We start from the raw sequence: 17,310 nt of genomic DNA on the forward strand, positions 1-17,310 counted from the left end.
CCTGCCCCAGACATTGAGGCGCAGGGAAAACAGACATGCATTTGACAGGCCAGCGTCCCGGACAAAGGACGCCGACATTGGCCTAAAGCGCGATTTGCTGACGATGATCCCGGGCGATCATGTTGCGGATCTGCGCAACGATCTGATCGGCATGCTCGCTTGCCAGCTTGTCGGCCGTTTCCACGTCGCGGGCTTCGATTGCGGCGATCATGTCCTCGTGTTCGATGACATAGCGCTGCGGCAGCCGGTCGTTGAAAGACGAGTAATAGAGCCGCAGAAGTCGCCGTCCCTCGTCAAGCAGGCGCAGGAACAGGCTCTCATAATAAGGGTTGCGCCCGGCTGCAGCGATGGCTGCGTGAAATTCACGATTGGTGGCGATCATCGCCAGCGCATCCTGATCTTCCACCGCCTTGGCGAACTCCGCCTGGCGGGCGCGGATCGTGACCAGGTCTTCGGGCTGGTAGTGCAGCGCCGCCAGCCGCGTGGTCACGCGATACATCAGCGTGATGGCGTCAAAGAATGTGTGCAGGTTGAGAAAGTCGATATTGGCGACGACGGTGGAGCGGTTCGGAAGCGTGGTCACCAGCCCGTCACCGGCCAGACGCACGAGGGCCTCGCGGATCGGCGTGCGCGACATCGACAGGCGCTTGGCCAGCTGGATCTCGTCGATGGGGCTTCCAGGAGCCAGCGCCAGATCCAGAATTTCGTCCCGCAATACGTCGTAGACAAACTGTACGCCGGAACCGCGCTTGCGTTCAGTAGTTTTGCGCGTGGCGCTATCAGACATTTTCGCTCCTCGTGTGCACAAGAAAAATACTGTTAGATGGCAGATGGATTAATCGTCAAGTTCAGTTGAGGCCATAAAGTCAGTTTGTGGCTGGCAACACATGCCGCCTGCGATCCGTGACAGTAAAACCGCAGATCCGGGAAGATCGGCTGGCGGGCGCGTTCAAAGCGCCAGTTCCTCAAACACGGAAACGATGGCGTCACGCACCACGAGCACCGCCGGATCGCGCAGCACGTCTGGCCGCCATCCCAGTTCGATGCCATAGGCCGGAAGCTCCAGTGGGCAGGACAGGACTTCCAGACCAGCCAGCTCCGCAACGGCCCGCGCCGCGTGGGTCGGCATCGTCGCGATTGCGTTTTCTCCGCTGAGAAGAAACGGCACGGCGGCAAAATGCGTCGTCGAGACCTCCACGCGTCGCCGCAGCCCAAGGGCGAACAATGCATCATCGACGATCCCGACATAGCCGCCCGACGAAATCAGCAGGTGATCGCGGCGCAAAAACGCCTCCAGATCCAGTTCTCCCGCCCCGCCGCCGGGGCGTTTTTGGGCAACACAGGAATATCCACCGGTCATGACCGTCTGGCGTCCAATGGAACGCGATGTAAACCCGCCCGCCGCCAGCACAAGATCCACCGTCCGGCCGGCGAGCATATCCGTCGCCTGATAGCTGTTTGTCTGCCGCAGCAGCAGGCGAAGCCCCGGCGCATCGACCCGCAGTCTGTCTGCCAGCGCTCGGCCAATGGCGATCTCCAGATCATCCGAGAGGCCAATGGATATGGTGCGGTCGCTGAAGGACCGGCTGCCTTCGTCCGTGGCGAGCAGGGTCTTCCGACACAGGTTCAGCGCCTCGCGCACCGTTACGCTCAGTTCATGCGCCCGCGCGGTGGGCACCATGCCCCCGCCCCCGCGCTCAAACAGCCGGTCCTGATAGACCGTTCGCAAACGGGAAACCGCGGCACTCACGGCAGACTGGGTGAGTCCGAGCCGTAGAGCCGCCCTGCTCGCGCTGCCTTCCTCGTAGATCGCCTCGAAAACCTTCAGCAGGTTCAGGTCCACATCCAGAATATGAATTTCATTCATGATGGTTAGTTCCGACTCGATCTTGATTTATATTACGTCAGGAACCTAGGGTCAGGCCCCATTAATATGGAGGCTCGCCGCTCATGACCAAATCCATCATTTCCGCGTTGCAGATCGGCTCATCACCAGCCGGAAAGGCTGAGACGCTGTCAGCGATCCTGAGCCATGAACAGGAGATCCGCAGCACCGGCGCAAACCTTGTCGTCATGCCGGAAGCCGTGCTTGGCGGATATCCAAAGGGAGAGACATTCGGCACCCGGCTTGGCTACCGGCTTCCGCAGGGGCGCGAGGCCTTTGCCGCCTATTACGAAAATGCCATCGAGCTGCCCGGCCCGGAGACGGAAGAACTGGCCGGCCTCTCAGCCCGCACCGGGGCAAATCTGGTTGTCGGCGTCATCGAGCGTGGCGGCAACACGCTTTACTGCACGGCCCTGTTCTTCACCCCCGAAGAAGGGCTGGTCGCAAAGCACCGCAAGCTGATGCCGACGGGAACCGAAAGACTGATCTGGGGTCAGGGTGACGGGTCCACCATGCCGGTCATCGACACTGGCGCCGGACGCATCGGCGCGGCGATCTGCTGGGAAAACCACATGCCGCTTCTGCGGACAGCCCTTTACGCCAAAGGGATCGAGATCTGGTGCGCGCCGACCGTGGACGAACGCGATGTCTGGCAGGCTTCAATGCGCCACATCGCCCATGAAGGGCGTTGCTTCCTTGTCAGCGCCTGCCAGTATCAGCCATCCCCGAAAGAGCTGGGCGTAACCGTCGAAGACTGGGACGATGCGCGCCCGTTGATCAATGGCGGAAGCGTGATCGTCGGCCCTCTGGGCGATGTTCTGGCTGGCCCGCTCACGGGGCGCGAGGGGCTGGTAACGGCCGAAATCGACCGCGCCGAGCTTGTCCGCGCACGCTACGATTTCGACGTGGTCGGCCATTACGCAAGACCGGATGTCTTCAGCCTCAACGTGGATGAACGGCCAAAGGCGACGGTGCGGTTTACCGGTTGACCTGATGGGTCGAAAGAGCCGACACCCGCAACCGCTGCCGGCTCATACACCAGCGCCGGGATGAGAGGAGCAGATGGCCAGTTTCGAATTCTACGGCGTGATCGTGGCTGCCGCTCTCCTCGCCACGCTGGTGGGGATCGGGTTTCATTCAATCATTGCGGAGCCATCCGAAGACCGAAGCTCCAGAGCACTCGCCGCCGCGATAGCCGTCGGCGTGGTGGTTCTGGGATCGATTGCGCTCGTGTTCGTGTAGAAGTGGCGTCGCCGGCCACGCGCGGCGAACGCCTGCCTCATCAAAATGCCTTGCCCATCCGGAAGAACAGCCGCGCGCCCGGATCTTCCTGCGCCTCCGGCCTGGTCCAGGGCAGTGCTGCGCCCACTTCAAACAACAGGCTCTCATTCAGCACGCCGCCCATGGTGAGACCATAAGAGCCCAGTCCCTGCTGCACGAGCACATCGCCCGTCCCGTGGTTCCACGCCGAAGCGTAATCGGCAAAAGCCGTGAAGGACAGGAACGGCAGCGCCGAGAGCCCCGTATCCACCCGGTGGCCAAGCTCCACCGCCGCCGCAGCCACACTGTCGCCCATCAGGGCGCCTGCATCGAAGGCACGCCCGTAGGCCTGCCCGCCCAGCGCGAATTGGACGGAGGCCGGCAATGCCGTTGGTGAATACTGGCCGGCAGCGCGAACACGAAAGCTGAAATGCTCACCCAGCGGGCGGGAATAATCCATCGAGCCGCGCAGATAGTGATAACTCCCCGGCACATCGCCAAGATCGAGATCGGAAACCACACCGAAATTGATCCCGGCCTCGGCGGAGAGCGAACCTTCACCCAGAACGCGGTCATAGGTCAGGGAAAACCCTGCCCGGCGCACACGGCTGCGCGAGACCGGCATCCCCATCACATCCACATGATCGTTGTGAATGACGACCTCGGCCCGCCCGACAAGGCTCTGCTGCAGGCTTCGCAGGAATGGGAAAGAAAGATAGCCCGTGCCGATCACCGATGCGATGCGGATATCCTGCGCACTGAGGTCACCACCCGGTTTCTGACCGATATAGGCAAGGCTGTAGCCTGCCTTCAGGCCATCATGGCCTATCGGCATGTCCTGTGCGAGCTGAAGAAAGACCATTTCCTGCGGATTGTCGGGAATGGTGAGCCCCAGAAGACTCGTCGTTTCAAAACGACCGAACAGATCGTTGAACTCCGCACTGGCGAGCAGTTCCAGCGGCCCGACGCTGCTCGACCCATAATTATCAAGAGAAATGACACCGGAGCGTGGCGAAAAGCCGACCTTGAGCTTCAGGAGACCACCGGCGCTCGGTGTTTCAGGGCGTACGAACGTGCCCTCGATCTCCAGCCCGCCCAGATCACTCATCAGAAGGAGAACCCGCTCCGCCTCTTTCACGCGGATCGGCTGCATGGCGAGAATACGATCGATATAAGGCGCCAGACGCTGCTCGATCCCGGGCAGATCGCTCGTGATCTCCACGCGCTGCACATAACCTTCATAGACCTGCAGGCGTACGCGCCCGGAGGCGAAATCCTGCACCGGTACGACGGTCATGGAGTAATAGCCAGCGGCGAGATAGGCCGCATCCACCGCATCGGCAATCCGGTAAAGCTCGGCCATGGTGATGGTCTTGCCAAGCTGGTCCTGCCAGATTGGAGCCAGCGCTTCCAGCGGCAGACTGCGCGCGCCATCAACACTGACCGAGCGAAGTTGAATGCGCACGCCTTCCGCATCGGCATCGGAAACGCGTTTGCGCTGATCTTCAACCCTGATGTCCACCGTGCCCAGCGCCTGAGGCGGGGTGAAACGCTGCAGAATGACCGTTTGGCCGGCAACCGTGCGTTCAACCGGCGTTGACTGGGCGAAAGCCGTCTGCGGCATCAGCGCAGCAGACAGGAGTAAAGCCGCAAGAAATGCGTGACGGCTCCTGCCACGCACTGAAGACATCGCCTGCATTTCGTTCAACGCTTCCAATTATTCGGCGGGGGTCATGGAGAAGGGATGTCCCAGCGCCACCGAGACCGCATCAAAAATGCGGGAGGCAGGCGACGAGCAGCTCACATCGGTCGGGTTGTCCGGCAGCACATCTTCATCCGCGCAATCGCCCGAGCGGATGTCGCTGTTGCCCTGAACGACGACCGTGATGTCATGCGCCGTATTATAGAAGAGCGTCGTGTTGTAGCCCGGAAGCTCACCGGTATGGCCAACCCAGCCGCCCGTGCAGCCCATGCCGATGCCGTAGCCCATGGGTTCGGGGAACGAGCGCAGACGAACCTCCTGCGCCTCTTCTCCCAAAAGCCCCTGCCCCGTGCCCAAGGCGCGCCCATAAGTGAGGAGATCGTCGAGGTTCGAGATCATTTCACCAGCGGTCCAGCCCCAGGACGGGTTCCAGTGCGTCGCGTTGGAAGGGTTCTCCGGCGTCGCCGCATTGCCCTGCAGGGTAAAGCCCTGCGGGAAGGGTTCAGGGATCTCCGTGCTGTCGCCCGGCCAGACCGTATTCTTCAGACCCAGCTTGTCGAACACCATCGTCTTCAGGGCATCGGCGATGGGCATCCCGGTCACCTGTTCGATGACCATGCCCAGAAGAACCGTGTTGGTGTTGGAGTAGTCGAAGGCCTCGCCCGGCTCGAACACCGGCGAATCGGGAATGGCGAAAGCCAGAAGCTGCCCGGGCTTGTAGACCACCTGCGGATGCTCAAGGAAAACCTCCAGAAAAGGCTCGGCCCGCGTGTAGCTGGAAACGCCACTGGTCATGTTGGCCAGATGACGAAGCGTGATCTTGTCGCCATTCGGAACGCCCGGCACATAGGTCTCGATCTTATCGTCGAGGGAGAGCTTTCCCGCTTCCACGAGCTGCATCAACAGCGTGCCGGTGAAGGTCTTGGTGATCGAACCGATGCGGGTGTGCATGCCCACTTCCATCGGCGCACCGGTTGCGGGATCGGCCACGCCCCAGGCCCCGCTCCAGTGCCCCTCAGGCGTGCGCACGCCAACGATGAAGCCCGGCGCTGCGGCTTTGCCCAGCGCATCGCGAACCGCCGCATCAAGCTTTTCGGCAACTGCGTCCGGCAGCGGCGTGTGCGTCATTGCGGCGGTAGGCGCTGCAGCGATGACGGCAGCCGGATCGGCGACACAGGCCTGCGCCGCCGCGGCCCCTGCGGACACGCACAGCGCTGCACCTGCCGTTGCCGCGAGCAGCGTTGCACGCCCCGTGATCTTTTTGGAGATGCCGGATTTCGTCATGTTGCTCTGCCCCTTGATGTGCGAAACGGCCCCGTCCGTCTTGCCAGAGGGGCTCGGCTCCACCAGTCTGAATCGGGTTTCGGTATGACGCGGGCTCGCCGGCAAACAAAGTGATGAAACGGTTCAATTTTGGTATAAAACCATCCTCGGACACGTGAAATCGGCGATGCGCGGATTCGCTTCTGAAGAGCGAGCATGACCAGCGCCAGAAGACAGGCAACTTATTGACACAGGTCGAACTCGACATCGCTGGCGGCGCGCTGCGGCGGGAGGGCGAAACCCTGCCATTGCGCCCGAAGACCCTGGCCGTTCTTCTTGCGCTCATCGAGCGGCAGGGCGAGACGGTCAGTCAGGACGAGTTGCGCCGTCTGATATGGGGAAACCGGCACGGCAGCGATGCCGGCCCGAAACAGTGCATCCGGGAGTTGCGCCGCCTTCTGGGCGACAGCGCCACCGCCCCCCGCTTCATCGAGACGGTTGGTCGCTACGGCTACAGGCTCTCCGGGCAAATCGACATTCCCGGCGCGAACACACCTTCCCCCTCCAGCGAACGCCCCCTGTGCGTGGGGCGCGAACGAGAACTGGAAGCACTCACCAAAAGCCTGACCGCCGCCCGCCGCGGCAATCGCGCCATCGCGCTGATCGCCGGAGAGAGCGGTTCCGGCAAGACGCGCCTCGTCGACAGTTTTCTGGCCACCCTGACCGGCGCAGCCCCGGCCATGTGGATCGCGCATGGCCAGTGCCTGCCACATCCGGGCGCCCGCGAGCCCTACGGCCCATTGCTCGAAATCCTCTCGCAGATCGTCAATGCCCGCCCCGTCGCAAACCTGCCGCGCCTCCTGCGTGAAACGGCCCCCACCTGGCTGGGGCATCTGCCCGGAGCCGATCACGGCCACGACCCGGCAACGTTCGACCCCGGCCAGAAATTCGGCCCCGACCGTCCGGACCCGATGCCGCGCGAATTCACGCTTCTCATGGAGCGGATCACCCGCGAACAGCCGGGCATACTGGTTCTGGAGGATCTGCACTGGTCCGACCAGAGCACACTCGCCTGGCTCTGCGCCTGGGGGCTGCAGCGCACACCCGCGCGCCTGATGGTGCTCGTCACCTATCGTTTCGATGAGGTGGATACTGCGGACGAACTCGCCACGACACTCAGCCACCTGAACCGGCAACCGGGCATCCAGACGCTGGCTCTGGAGGGACTTGGCGCAGAAGCCGTGCATGACTATCTGGCGCAGCGCTTTCCCGGCAACGCATTTCCGCCCTCGCTCGCTGCCGCTCTGGCCCACCGCACGGAAGGTCACGCCATCCTCGTCGAAGCGGGCACGGAGCAATGGCTGCGGAATGGCGATATCGGTCAGGCGGCCGGACGCTGGCAGTTGAACCGCCTCGAGAAAGAACTCGTTCTGGCAATCGCCCCCGGCGTGCGTGACGTGATTTCAGCAGAAATTGGCCGCCTCACACCGGCCGAGCGCCAGCTTCTGGAAGCTGCAAGCGTCGCCGGACCACGTTTCTCTGCCGCTGCCATGGCCGACACGCGGGAAGCACGGGAAGACGTCGAACACAGGCTGGAGAACCTTGCCCGCAATCGGCGCTTCATTGAACAGGCCGGCGTGAGCCAACAGCCCGATGGCACGCTCGCCACGCGCTATGCCTTCCGGCATGCGCTTTATCATGAAGCGATCTATGACGGCATCCCCGCCGCCATCCGGCAGGGCCTGCACCAGCGCATCGGCGACCGGCTCGAGACCATCTTTGCATCCGACACTACCGAAGTGGCGACAACGCTTGCAGACCATTTCGAGCGCGCGGCAGACTGGCTGAAGGCAGCCCGGTATCGGGGGCTCTCCGGCATACGCGCGCTTGATCGCGGCGCAGCCCATGACGCCGCCACGCAGCTTCGTCAGGCGCTTGCGCTTCACGAACGCTGTCCGGATGCCGACAGAAGCCAGAGCGCAGCCGAACTCAGGACACTTCTCGGCCTGGGCGCGGCGCTGATCGTCTCCGAGGGTTTTACGCGCGAAGAACTCAGGGCCGTCTACAAACGGGCCAGCACGCTCGCCCTTGAGGTGGGCGACCCTGCCGAAATCGCCCCGGTTCTGGCCGGCATGTGGAACTACCATCTCTCGCGCGCGGAATTCGGCAAGGCCGAAGAGATCGCCCTCGGTCTTCGCAACCTTTCAGCAAACGTCCCCGTGCAGATAGCCATGGCAACGCACAACGCCATTGGTCAGACCGCGTTCTTCACTGGATCCCTTGCGGCCAGCCTGCCTGAGATCGATGCCGCATTGTCCCTGCATGAGGGTGCCGAAGAGGAAGCCGGCGACACGCTGCTTGGCGAGAACGCAGACATTGTCTGCCGGCAATACGCCGCCTGCGTTCAGCAAATTCTCGGAAATGATGCAGAGGCCGACGCACATTTGACGGCGGGCATGCGCGAAGCCGAAGCGCTCGATCAACCGTTCGGACAGGCCCAGATGTTCTGGGCAGGCGCGATCATCGCCCGCGAGCGTGGCGATGCGGCGCTCACGCTGGAGCGCGCGCAGCGCATGATCGAGACCTGCCGGCGCGCCGACATTCCCTACTGGATTCCTCCGGGAAACATGCTGGCTGGATGGGCGCGCGCAATGCTCGGAGACCCCGCAGGCGAGGAGCAGCTGCGCAATGGCCTCACCGCCTATGAGGCGATGAACGCGCGCCTGACCCTGCCCTATGGTCTGGGGCTATTCGCCGAAGTTCTACTCCACGACGGCAGGATCTCCGACGCGCTCAACACGCTCCGCCGCGCCCTGCGCCTCGTTCGCTCCACCGGCGAGTGCTGGTATGAAGCCGAGCTTCACCGCCTCTGGGCGAAGCTGGCGCAGCAGACAGGACGGCCCAAGAACGCGCAACGCGCCCTCGAAAGAGCGCTCAACATTGCCCGCCGGCAGGGCGCAATCGCGTTTGAGAAGCAGACTTTGGCGCAACTGGCGGAAATCAGCCTGAAAGCCTAGCCAGCGTTGATGCGGGATTACGCGCAGGCAGCGCGCAGACCGTCGCCCGGACCAAGAAAATCGGGCACGCAGATCCGATTGCGCCCGCTGCGCTTTGCCCGGTAGAGCTGGCTGTCCGCAATCGTCATGAGCACCGAGAAGTCAGCCCTGCTTTCCGCAAAGGCCACACCGATGCTCACGCTTAGCGGCACGACCATGTCAGACGGCGTGCGCAGCCCCAGCCGTTCGACATCGGCGCGCACCTTCTCAGCAAGCTGCACCCCGTCATCAAACGAAGCGGCTTCAACAAACACACCGAATTCCTCGCCACCGATGCGCGCCGCAAGCCCGGTCTCGCCAACCACGTTTCGGATAACGCTGGCAATGGCGCAAAGCGCCTGATCGCCGACCAGATGACCGTGCGTGTCATTGATGTTCTTGAAGTCATCCGCATCAATGACCAGCAGAACCCCGCCTGCCCCGCGCTGACCGATCTCATCCAGATCGGTGACAAACGAGCTGCGGTTCAGCAATCTCGTCATCCCGTCCGTGCGCGCGGCAATGGCCAGTTCGTCATATACATCGGCAAGCTCTGTGTGCGCCGCTTCCAGCTGCGCATGCGCAAGCGCGATCCGGTGGTTCTGGTAGAATGTGTAGGTGCACGTGGGAAATGCAATCAAAAGCGGACACAGAATGCTCATGATCACCGGAAACCAATTGATCCCGCCGCCAGCCAGGCTGAGCACAGCCCAGCAGATCACCAGCGAGGCGATGATGGACATAAAGGTGGCGACTGCCGCTTTGAACAATACGAGCTTCATGCCCGCGGCGATTATCAGCGCATGTGTTGCGAGCCGGTTAAGAACGCAGACTGCCCACAGGACAAGCCATGGGCCATGCTTCCAGCACGCTTCCCTGCATCAGAACCTGTAGGACGCGCCCAGACGCAGACCGTGCGTTTTCAGCCCGATGCGCGAGGGGTTTGCGCCATCGTTGAAAACACGGCGACCAAAATCGCTGTAGCGATACTCACTTTTCAGAATGAGCCTGTTTCCCACGGCAAAGTCGACGCCGCCACCCAGCGTCCAGCCGACATGGATTTTCCGTCCACCCGGATCGAACACACCGTTGCCATGCATTCCCACAAAGCGCACGTCAGCGATTGCCGGACCAGCCGCAAGATAGGGCATGCGCCGATCCACCACATAACCGAGCCGTCCGCGCAGCGCCGCTGTCCAGTCGAGCCGGGAACGCGCGACGTAACCCGGCGAAATCTGAAATCCGCCCCGCGTGTAGAAATGGCTCCTGCCTTCGGCACGCGGCCATGCCCCATCCAGCTCAACGCCGGCAACGACATTGCGGGTGACCTGTCGCTGATAACCCGCATGGAGGCCCGCAAAGAATGCGCTGACATCCGCCCGGGAATGGTCACCGACCGCATAGGCCTGATGCAGAGCGCCGCGCAAATTTCCCACCTGCACCCCGGCATAAAAGCCATTCCAGCCAGACGCCGTTGAAAAAAACGCCGCGTCGGGTTCGGCGGACAGCGCCCTTGAAAGCGACAGAAAAAGAACCGCCGAAACGAGACATACCGTGCGCATTGTCATGCCTCTCTGCGCGTGCATTCACGACGAGCAAGTGCATGCGCAAAAAATGAAAATTTAGTTGCACGGCAAATTAAATAGCGTCGCCTCTCCCTCTCTGCTCCGGCCCGGCGCGCGATTTCACACCCACGCGGTGCGGCAAAAGGGAGCGCTGCGCAGGAACCGCTCGTCAGGCTTCGCGCCTGTGGATATGATCGATAATTATTGACTCATACCCAAACGATCATTATCGATCATTCCAGGGAGGATAAATTGACAAGTACGCGCCACCGTTTTCCGCAGGAACGCCAGCAGCAGATGATCGACGTGATCGTCGAGCGCAAGCGCGTGGGCACGGCCGAGCTTGCCAAACTCCTCAAGATTTCACTGCCGACGGTTCGCCGTGACCTTACGGTCCTGGAGCAGGCCGGCATCGTTGCCAGAACCCATGGCGGCGTGGTCGCGCGCGGCATTGGCGAGGGCGACACCGAACCGCTCTTCCTGGAGAAGGTGCGCCACCATCAGACACTCAAGCAGCGTATCGGCCAGAAGGCCGCCGCCAGCATTGAAGACGGTCAGGTGGCGCTGCTCGATTCCGGCACCACGGCGCTGGCCACCGCTCACGCATTGGCGGGAAGGCGCATCACCGTGGTGACGATGGACATAAAAGTCGCCGAGGCAGCCGCCGTCGGGCCAACCGAGGTCCACATCGTCGGTGGGCGTGTGAGAAATGGCTATTTCAGCCTGGTCGGCAACTGGGCGAAGACCGCGCTCGCCACCATTCAGGCCGACATCTGCTTCATCGCCGCCGACGCCATCGATGAAGGCGGCGTGACGACGGCAACCTTCGACGAGGCCGAGACCAAGCGGCTCGCCATGTCACGCGCCAAGCGCACCGTGGTCATCACCGATCACAGCAAATTCGGCAAACGCGTGTTCGCAGAAGTCTGCGGGCTCGACGCCATCGACGAACTCATCACCGACAGGGACGCGGAGGATCTGATTGCGCCCTATCGGAAGCTGATACCGGCCATAACGCTCGCCTGAGGGGGGCGGCCGACAACAAGAAAGAAAGGCACGGAATGTCAAAGTTCAAGCAGCTCTTCGGCGACAGGAAACCCATCATCTCGATGGTGCATCTTCTGCCGATGCCCGGCTCACCGCTCTATGATGCGGATGCGGGCATTGACGGCATTGTCGCCGCAGCGCGCAAGGATCTCACCGCCCTGCAGGAAGCCGATGTCGATGCGGTGATGTTCGGCAATGAGAACGACCGCCCCTATGAGCTCAAGGTCGACATCGCCTCCACCGCCGCCATGGCCTATGTGATCGGCCAGCTGCGCAGCGAGATCAAGAAGCCTTTCGGCGTCAACGTTCTGTGGGATCCGATGAGCACCGTGGCGCTCGCAACGGCAACCGGCGCTTCCTTCGTCCGCGAAATCTTCACCGGCACCTATGCCTCCGACATGGGCCCGTGGACGCCGAATGCCGGCGAGGCGCTGCGCTACCGCAACCGCCTTGGCCGTGACGATCTGGTGATGCTCTACAACGTGTCGGCCGAGTTCGCCGATTCCATGGACAAGCGCCCGCTGGCCGACCGCGCCCGCTCTGCCGTCTTCTCCTCCATTCCCGACGCCGTGCTCGTTTCGGGCGCCATCACCGGCGAGGCCGCCGAGATGACCGATCTCAAATCGGTCAAGGAAAAGGTCACCGACACACCGGTTCTGGCCAATACGGGCGTTCGCCACAACACCGTGGCCGACATTCTCAAGATCGCCGATGGCTGCATCGTGGGCTCGTCGCTCAAGGTCGACGGCAACACCTGGAACCCGGTCGATCCGGAGCGGGCCAGGGAGTTCATGCAGATCGTAAAAGCCGCCCGCGGCGGCTAACCATCGGGACCTGGGGAGGAAGACCATGGACGCAAGACAGGACACCACAGGCTCACACTTAAAGAGCCTGGGAATATTGACGGCGCTGATATTCGTTGCGCTTGCAATCGCCAGTCCGACATTCCTGTCATCGTCAAACCTCAAATCCATGGGCTTCCAGTTCCCCGAATTCGGGCTTCTGTCCCTTGCAGTCCTGCCGACGATGATTTCCGGTGGCATCGACCTTTCGGTCGTCGCCATCGCCAATCTGGCCTCCATCGTGGCCGCAGTGACCATGAAAGCCGGACCGGAAGTGGCATGGCTCGCCATCCCCGCCGGTCTCGCCGTGGGGCTCGTCTGCGGCGCGTTCAACGGCTTTCTCATCGCCTATCTGCGGCTGCCGCCCATCCTCGCGACGCTCGGCAGCATGCAGCTCTTCGCCGGCATCGGCATCATCATCACGCGCGGCCCGGCCATCACCGGTCTTCCCGACTGGTACACGGCGTTCGGCAACTGGACGATCGGCGGCGTGCTCCCGCTTCCGCTTGTGCTGTTTGCACTGGTCGCCTCGGGCCTTGCCTTCCTTCTGCGCCGCACGCCGGTGGGCATGCGGCTGCGCCTGTTTGGCGCAAACCCGGTCGCCGCCGATTTCGCCGGTGTGCCCGGCAAGAAGCTGATCATCCAGATCTACGCAATCGCCGGCTTTATCGCCGCACTTGCCGGTCTGGTGGTTCTGGCGCGCGTCAACTCGGCCAATGCCGACTATGGCAGCTCCTATCTGCTGCTCGTCATCCTCATCAACATCCTTGCCGGCGTCAGCCCGGCCGGCGGCTTCGGCACCGTCACCGGCGTGGCTCTGGCCGTGATCTGCCTGCAGTTCATCTCCAGCGGGCTCAACATTCTCTCCTTCAGCGCCTTCTCCCGCGACCTCTTCTTCGGCGGCCTGCTCATTGCGGTCATGTCCTATCGCGCGGCTTTCGGTTCCTTCGATGTGAAGGCGTTCTTCAAACGAAAGGCTCACCAATCATGAAAGAGCGTCTCCGCTCCCTGCTCAAAACCCTGATGCTGACACCGGGCCTGTCCGGGCATGAAGACCGCGTGCGCCGCCGCATCGAGAAAGAGCTCGCCGATCTGCCGCTTTCCATGCGCACGGATCGCCTCGGCAATCTGATCGCCACACTGGAAGGTGACGAAGGTGCGCCCTCCGTCATGCTGTTCGCCCACACCGACCAGCTCGGCTTCATGGTGCGCAAGATCGAGGATAACGGTCTGGTGCGCATCGAGCGGCTGGGCGGCATCCCGGAAAAGGCCCTGCCCGCGCAGGCCGTTCTGTTCTGCGTCGGCGAGGGCCGCGATGTGCAGGGCGTCATTGCCAACAAGAGCCATCACGCCACGCCGCCGGAAGAGAAATACAAGGTCACGCCCTATCAGGAAGTGTTCATCGATGTGGGCGCGGAAGACGCCGGGGGCGTCAAGGCGCTGGGCATCGAGATCGGCACGCCGGTGGTCTATGACCCGCACGTCATTGAACTCAATGAAAACCGCCTGATCGGCACTTCGGTCGATGACCGGGCCGGCTGTGCCGTCATCGTCGAGGTCGCCCGCGCACTCGCCGCTGAAGGCCCGCGCCCAACGGTGCATTTCGTCTTCGCCGTGCTGGAGGAGTTCAATCTTCAGGGCGCAATGGTCGCGGCCCGCGCGATCAACCCCGACATTGCCATCCAGCTCGATCTGGCGCTCAACGCCGACACACCCGACATGACCCAGCGCGGTGAAGTCGCGCTCGGCAACGGCCCGGCGATGAGCCTCTACTCGTTCCACGGGCGCGGCACGCTGAACGGCACGATCCCGCACCCTGCCCTGCCAAAGCTCTTCTCCGACACGGCTTCATCCGAGGGAATCAATCTCCAGCGCACGGCCCACACGGGTGCACTGACCGATTCCTCCTATGTGCAGCTCGTCAATGAGGGCGTCGCCTGTATCGATATGTGCTTCCCCTGCCGCTACACGCACACCTCGCTCGAAATGTGCGACCTGCGCGATCTGGAAGCCCTCACGAAACTGCTGATCGCCGCGATCCGCCGGGTCGACGCCGGTTTCAGCCTCAACCGGGATGACTACACCTGATGGATTGCTACCTCGGCATCGACATCGGAACCTTCGAAACAAAGGGCGTTCTGGCCGACGGTCAGGGACGCATTCTGGCCACGGCAAAGCGACGGCACGACATGATCGTGCCGCAGCCCGGCTGGGCCGAACATGACGCCGAGAAAGACTGGTGGGGCGAGTTCTGCGCCATAAGCAAAGAACTGATCGCCACCACCGGCATCGCCCCCGGCGACATCAAGGCGGTGGCGGCAAGCGGCATCGGCCCCTGCATGCTGCCGGTCGATGAAGACGGCAAGCCGCTGATGAACGCCGTGCTCTATGGCGTCGACACCCGCGCTTCCGAGGAGATCGAGGAACTGACCGCGGAGATCGGCGAGGAGACGCTGCTTGCCGAATGCGGCAACACCCTCACCTCCCAGTCGGTCGGCCCCAAGATCCTGTGGCTGAAGAAGAACCGGCCCGAGCTTTATGCCCGCACCCACAAGGTGATGAACTCCTCATCCTTCCTGGTGCACCGGCTGACGGGACGCTTCGTCATCGATCATTATTCCGCGTCTTCCTCAAGCCCGCTCTACGACATCCACGCCAACCGGTGGAGCGACCGTTACGCCGACCGCATCATCGCGCCCGGGCGTCTCCCGGAGCTTCTCTGGAGCACCGAGATTGCGGGCCATGTCACGGAACAGGCGGCGAAGGAAACCGGGCTTGCGCCCGGCACGCCGGTTACGGCAGGCACCATCGATGCGGCAGCGGAGGCCGTCAGCGTCGGTGTTCTGGGAACCGGCGAAATGATGATGATGTATGGCTCGACCATGTTCATCATCCTCGTTACGGATCACCGCGTGGAGGATGGGCGGCTGTGGTATGCACCATGGCTTTTCGAGGGACAGCACGCCTGCATGTCCGGCACCTCCACCAGCGGCACGCTCACCCGCTGGTTTCAGGAGCAGTTCGCCCGCGAGCTGGATGCCGAGGAGGCGCTGCGGCTGCTCGCCGAAGAGGCGCAGGGCGCCCCGGTCGGCGCAAATGGCATCGTGGTCCTGCCCTATTTCTCCGGCGAACGCACGCCGATCCACGACCCCCATGCGCGCGGCGTCATTTTCGGCCTCGACCTCACCCACACGCGGGCAGACATCTATCGCGGTTTCCTCGAGGGCATCGCCTATGGCGTGACGTCGGTGATCGAGACCTATGAGGGTGCCGGCGCAGCGATCGAGCGCATCGCCGCCGTCGGCGGCGGCACCAAGAACGCCGTCTGGTCGCAGGCCATCTCGGATGCGAGCGGCAAGACACAGGAGGTGGCGGCCAACACGGTCGGCGCAGCCTTCGGCAACGCATTTCTCGCAGCCGTCGCCGTGGGAGCGGCCGGGCGCGACGACATCCGGCGCTGGAACCCGATGGAGCGGCGCATCGCGCCGCAGGAGGAGAACCGCGCCGTCTATGACGCGCGCTATCGCACATTCAAGGAATTGTACGCCCGCAACAGCGATCTGATGAGGGGAGCGGAACAGCGGACGTCCGATGAAGCCTGACTGACGGCCATCCCGGCCGACGGGGCGCACTGGAAGTGTATCAAGAGGAGGAAAACATGGCTTTGAATTTGAGGAAACTGACCGCCGGCGTGGCGCTCGGCGCCGCGCTGATCGTCGGGGCCGGCGCCGTTACGCACGCGCAGGATGCCAAGCACTCCATCGTGACGGTGGTGAAGCTTTCGGGCATCGCCTGGTTCAACCGCATGGAAGACGGCGTCAATGAATACGCTGCGGAAACCGGCCACGATGCAACGCAGGTTGGACCGGCTTCCGCCGACGCGGCGCTACAGGTGCAGATGATCGAAGACCTGATCGCCAAGAAGGTCGACGCCATCACCGTCGTGCCGAATTCGCCGGAGGCTCTGGAACCGGTTCTCGGCAAGGCGCTCGACGCCGGCATCAAGGTCATCGGCCACGAGGCGTCCAGCCTCCAGAACATCACCTATGACGTGGAAGCCTTCGACAATGCGGCCTATGGCCGTCACCTGATGGAAGCGCTCGCACAGGCCATGGGCGGCGAAGGCGAATATGCCGTGTTCGTCGGCCATCTGACCGCCAAGACCCACAATGAATGGGTCGACGCCGCCATCGAGTACCAGAAAGAAAAATACCCGAACATGACGCTTGTCACCGACAAGCTGGAGAGCAACGAGCAGCAGCAGACCGCCTACCAGAAGACCAAGGAGCTTCTGCGCACCTATCCGAACCTGAAGGGCATTCAGGGCTCGGCAGGCGAAGATGTCGTGGGTGCGGCTCTGGCCGTTGAAGAAGCCGGTCTCGACGGCAAGGTCAAGATCGTCGGCACCAGCCTCGTTTCGGTCGCCGGCCCCTATCTGGAGACCGGCGCCATCGAGATGATCTCCTTCTGGGATCCCGCGAAGGCAGGCATCGCCATGAACAAGGTCGCTTCCATGGCCATCGCAGGTGAAGAGATCACCGATGGCATGGACCTCGGCGTCGAGGGCTACAACGCCATCAAGCTCGACGGCAAGGTGCTCTACGGCCAGGCCTGGGTCGATGTCACCACGGACAACATGAGCGAATACGATTTCTGATCGTAGCGTGTTGACGTGACCGGAAACGAGAGACGCATGGAGCCCGCCTGCGGT

General features: G+C 62.7%; 15 protein-coding genes. 9 read left to right on the plus strand and 6 right to left on the minus strand.

Annotation, left to right across the window (positions count from 1 at the left end):
* Positions 1-82: 82 nt before the first annotated feature.
* Together ACRTG1_RS08505 and ACRTG1_RS08510 are read right to left on the minus strand one after the other, a co-directional pair.
* A complete protein-coding gene (locus ACRTG1_RS08505) occupies positions 83-787 on the minus strand; it encodes a GntR family transcriptional regulator (protein ID WP_206544112.1) in 705 nt (234 codons plus the stop codon).
* Between the two features lie 162 nt (positions 788-949).
* Positions 950-1,867: a LysR family transcriptional regulator gene (locus tag ACRTG1_RS08510; RefSeq protein ID WP_432516081.1), complete on the minus strand. Its 918-nt coding sequence runs from the start codon at positions 1,865-1,867 to the stop codon at positions 950-952.
* 83 nt (positions 1,868-1,950) lie between these two features.
* Between ACRTG1_RS08510 and ACRTG1_RS08515 the strand changes: the two genes are divergently transcribed.
* The gene (locus tag ACRTG1_RS08515; RefSeq protein ID WP_206994840.1) at positions 1,951-2,874 is read left to right on the plus strand and encodes a carbon-nitrogen hydrolase family protein; all 924 of its coding nucleotides are present in this window, start codon (positions 1,951-1,953) and stop codon (positions 2,872-2,874) included.
* 73 nt (positions 2,875-2,947) lie between these two features.
* Positions 2,948-3,127, plus strand: coding sequence for a hypothetical protein (locus ACRTG1_RS08520; RefSeq protein WP_206544115.1), 180 nt, complete (start codon positions 2,948-2,950; stop codon positions 3,125-3,127).
* Between the two features lie 40 nt (positions 3,128-3,167).
* Here the strand turns inward: ACRTG1_RS08520 and ACRTG1_RS08525 are convergent, their stop codons facing one another.
* Entirely contained in the window at positions 3,168-4,769 is a 1,602-nt protein-coding gene (locus ACRTG1_RS08525; protein ID WP_432516082.1) for a ShlB/FhaC/HecB family hemolysin secretion/activation protein, read from the minus strand.
* Between the two features lie 93 nt (positions 4,770-4,862).
* Complete coding sequence (locus ACRTG1_RS08530) at positions 4,863-6,131, minus strand: serine hydrolase domain-containing protein (RefSeq protein ID WP_432516083.1); 1,269 nt, start codon at positions 6,129-6,131, stop codon at positions 4,863-4,865.
* A gap of 224 nt (positions 6,132-6,355) precedes the next feature.
* On the opposite strand from ACRTG1_RS08530, the gene ACRTG1_RS08535 reads away from it, so the two are divergent.
* Positions 6,356-9,127 (plus strand): AAA family ATPase, encoded by a 2,772-nt coding sequence (locus ACRTG1_RS08535; protein ID WP_432516084.1) that lies wholly within the window; start codon positions 6,356-6,358, stop codon positions 9,125-9,127.
* Between the two features lie 17 nt (positions 9,128-9,144).
* Here the strand turns inward: ACRTG1_RS08535 and ACRTG1_RS08540 are convergent, their stop codons facing one another.
* Both ACRTG1_RS08540 and ACRTG1_RS08545 read right to left on the minus strand, forming a co-directional pair.
* A complete protein-coding gene (locus ACRTG1_RS08540; protein WP_432516085.1) occupies positions 9,145-9,927 on the minus strand; it encodes a GGDEF domain-containing protein in 783 nt (260 codons plus the stop codon).
* Positions 9,928-10,026: 99 nt separating this feature from the next.
* Positions 10,027-10,713 (minus strand): outer membrane protein, encoded by a 687-nt coding sequence (locus ACRTG1_RS08545; RefSeq protein WP_432516086.1) that lies wholly within the window; start codon positions 10,711-10,713, stop codon positions 10,027-10,029.
* Positions 10,714-10,962: 249 nt separating this feature from the next.
* On the opposite strand from ACRTG1_RS08545, the gene ACRTG1_RS08550 reads away from it, so the two are divergent.
* Genes ACRTG1_RS08550 through ACRTG1_RS08575 form a run of 6 tightly spaced genes read left to right on the plus strand, consistent with a single transcriptional unit; the run spans position 10,963 to position 17,256 of the window.
* Positions 10,963-11,736 (plus strand): DeoR/GlpR family DNA-binding transcription regulator, encoded by a 774-nt coding sequence (locus ACRTG1_RS08550; protein WP_206544121.1) that lies wholly within the window; start codon positions 10,963-10,965, stop codon positions 11,734-11,736.
* A 35-nt stretch (positions 11,737-11,771) separates the two neighbouring features.
* A complete protein-coding gene (locus ACRTG1_RS08555; protein WP_113152834.1) occupies positions 11,772-12,581 on the plus strand; it encodes a BtpA/SgcQ family protein in 810 nt (269 codons plus the stop codon).
* A gap of 25 nt (positions 12,582-12,606) precedes the next feature.
* Positions 12,607-13,590 carry an ABC transporter permease gene (locus tag ACRTG1_RS08560; RefSeq protein ID WP_113152835.1) on the plus strand — a complete coding sequence of 328 codons (984 nt, stop codon included), beginning with the start codon at positions 12,607-12,609 and terminating at the stop codon, positions 13,588-13,590.
* The gene (locus tag ACRTG1_RS08565) at positions 13,587-14,687 is read left to right on the plus strand and encodes a M42 family metallopeptidase (protein ID WP_432516087.1); all 1,101 of its coding nucleotides are present in this window, start codon (positions 13,587-13,589) and stop codon (positions 14,685-14,687) included. The genes ACRTG1_RS08560 and ACRTG1_RS08565 overlap by 4 nt, the downstream gene beginning before the upstream one ends.
* Positions 14,687-16,201 (plus strand): FGGY-family carbohydrate kinase, encoded by a 1,515-nt coding sequence (locus ACRTG1_RS08570; protein WP_432516088.1) that lies wholly within the window; start codon positions 14,687-14,689, stop codon positions 16,199-16,201. The genes ACRTG1_RS08565 and ACRTG1_RS08570 overlap by 1 nt, the downstream gene beginning before the upstream one ends.
* Positions 16,202-16,257: 56 nt before the next feature.
* Entirely contained in the window at positions 16,258-17,256 is a 999-nt protein-coding gene (locus ACRTG1_RS08575; protein WP_206544124.1) for an autoinducer 2 ABC transporter substrate-binding protein, read from the plus strand.
* The last annotated feature ends 54 nt before the right edge of the window (positions 17,257-17,310 follow it).

The sequence above is a fragment of the Nitratireductor sp. PBL-C9 genome, from assembly GCF_050877045.1.
Taxonomy (GTDB): Bacteria; Pseudomonadota; Alphaproteobacteria; order Rhizobiales; family Rhizobiaceae; genus Nitratireductor; species Nitratireductor aquimarinus.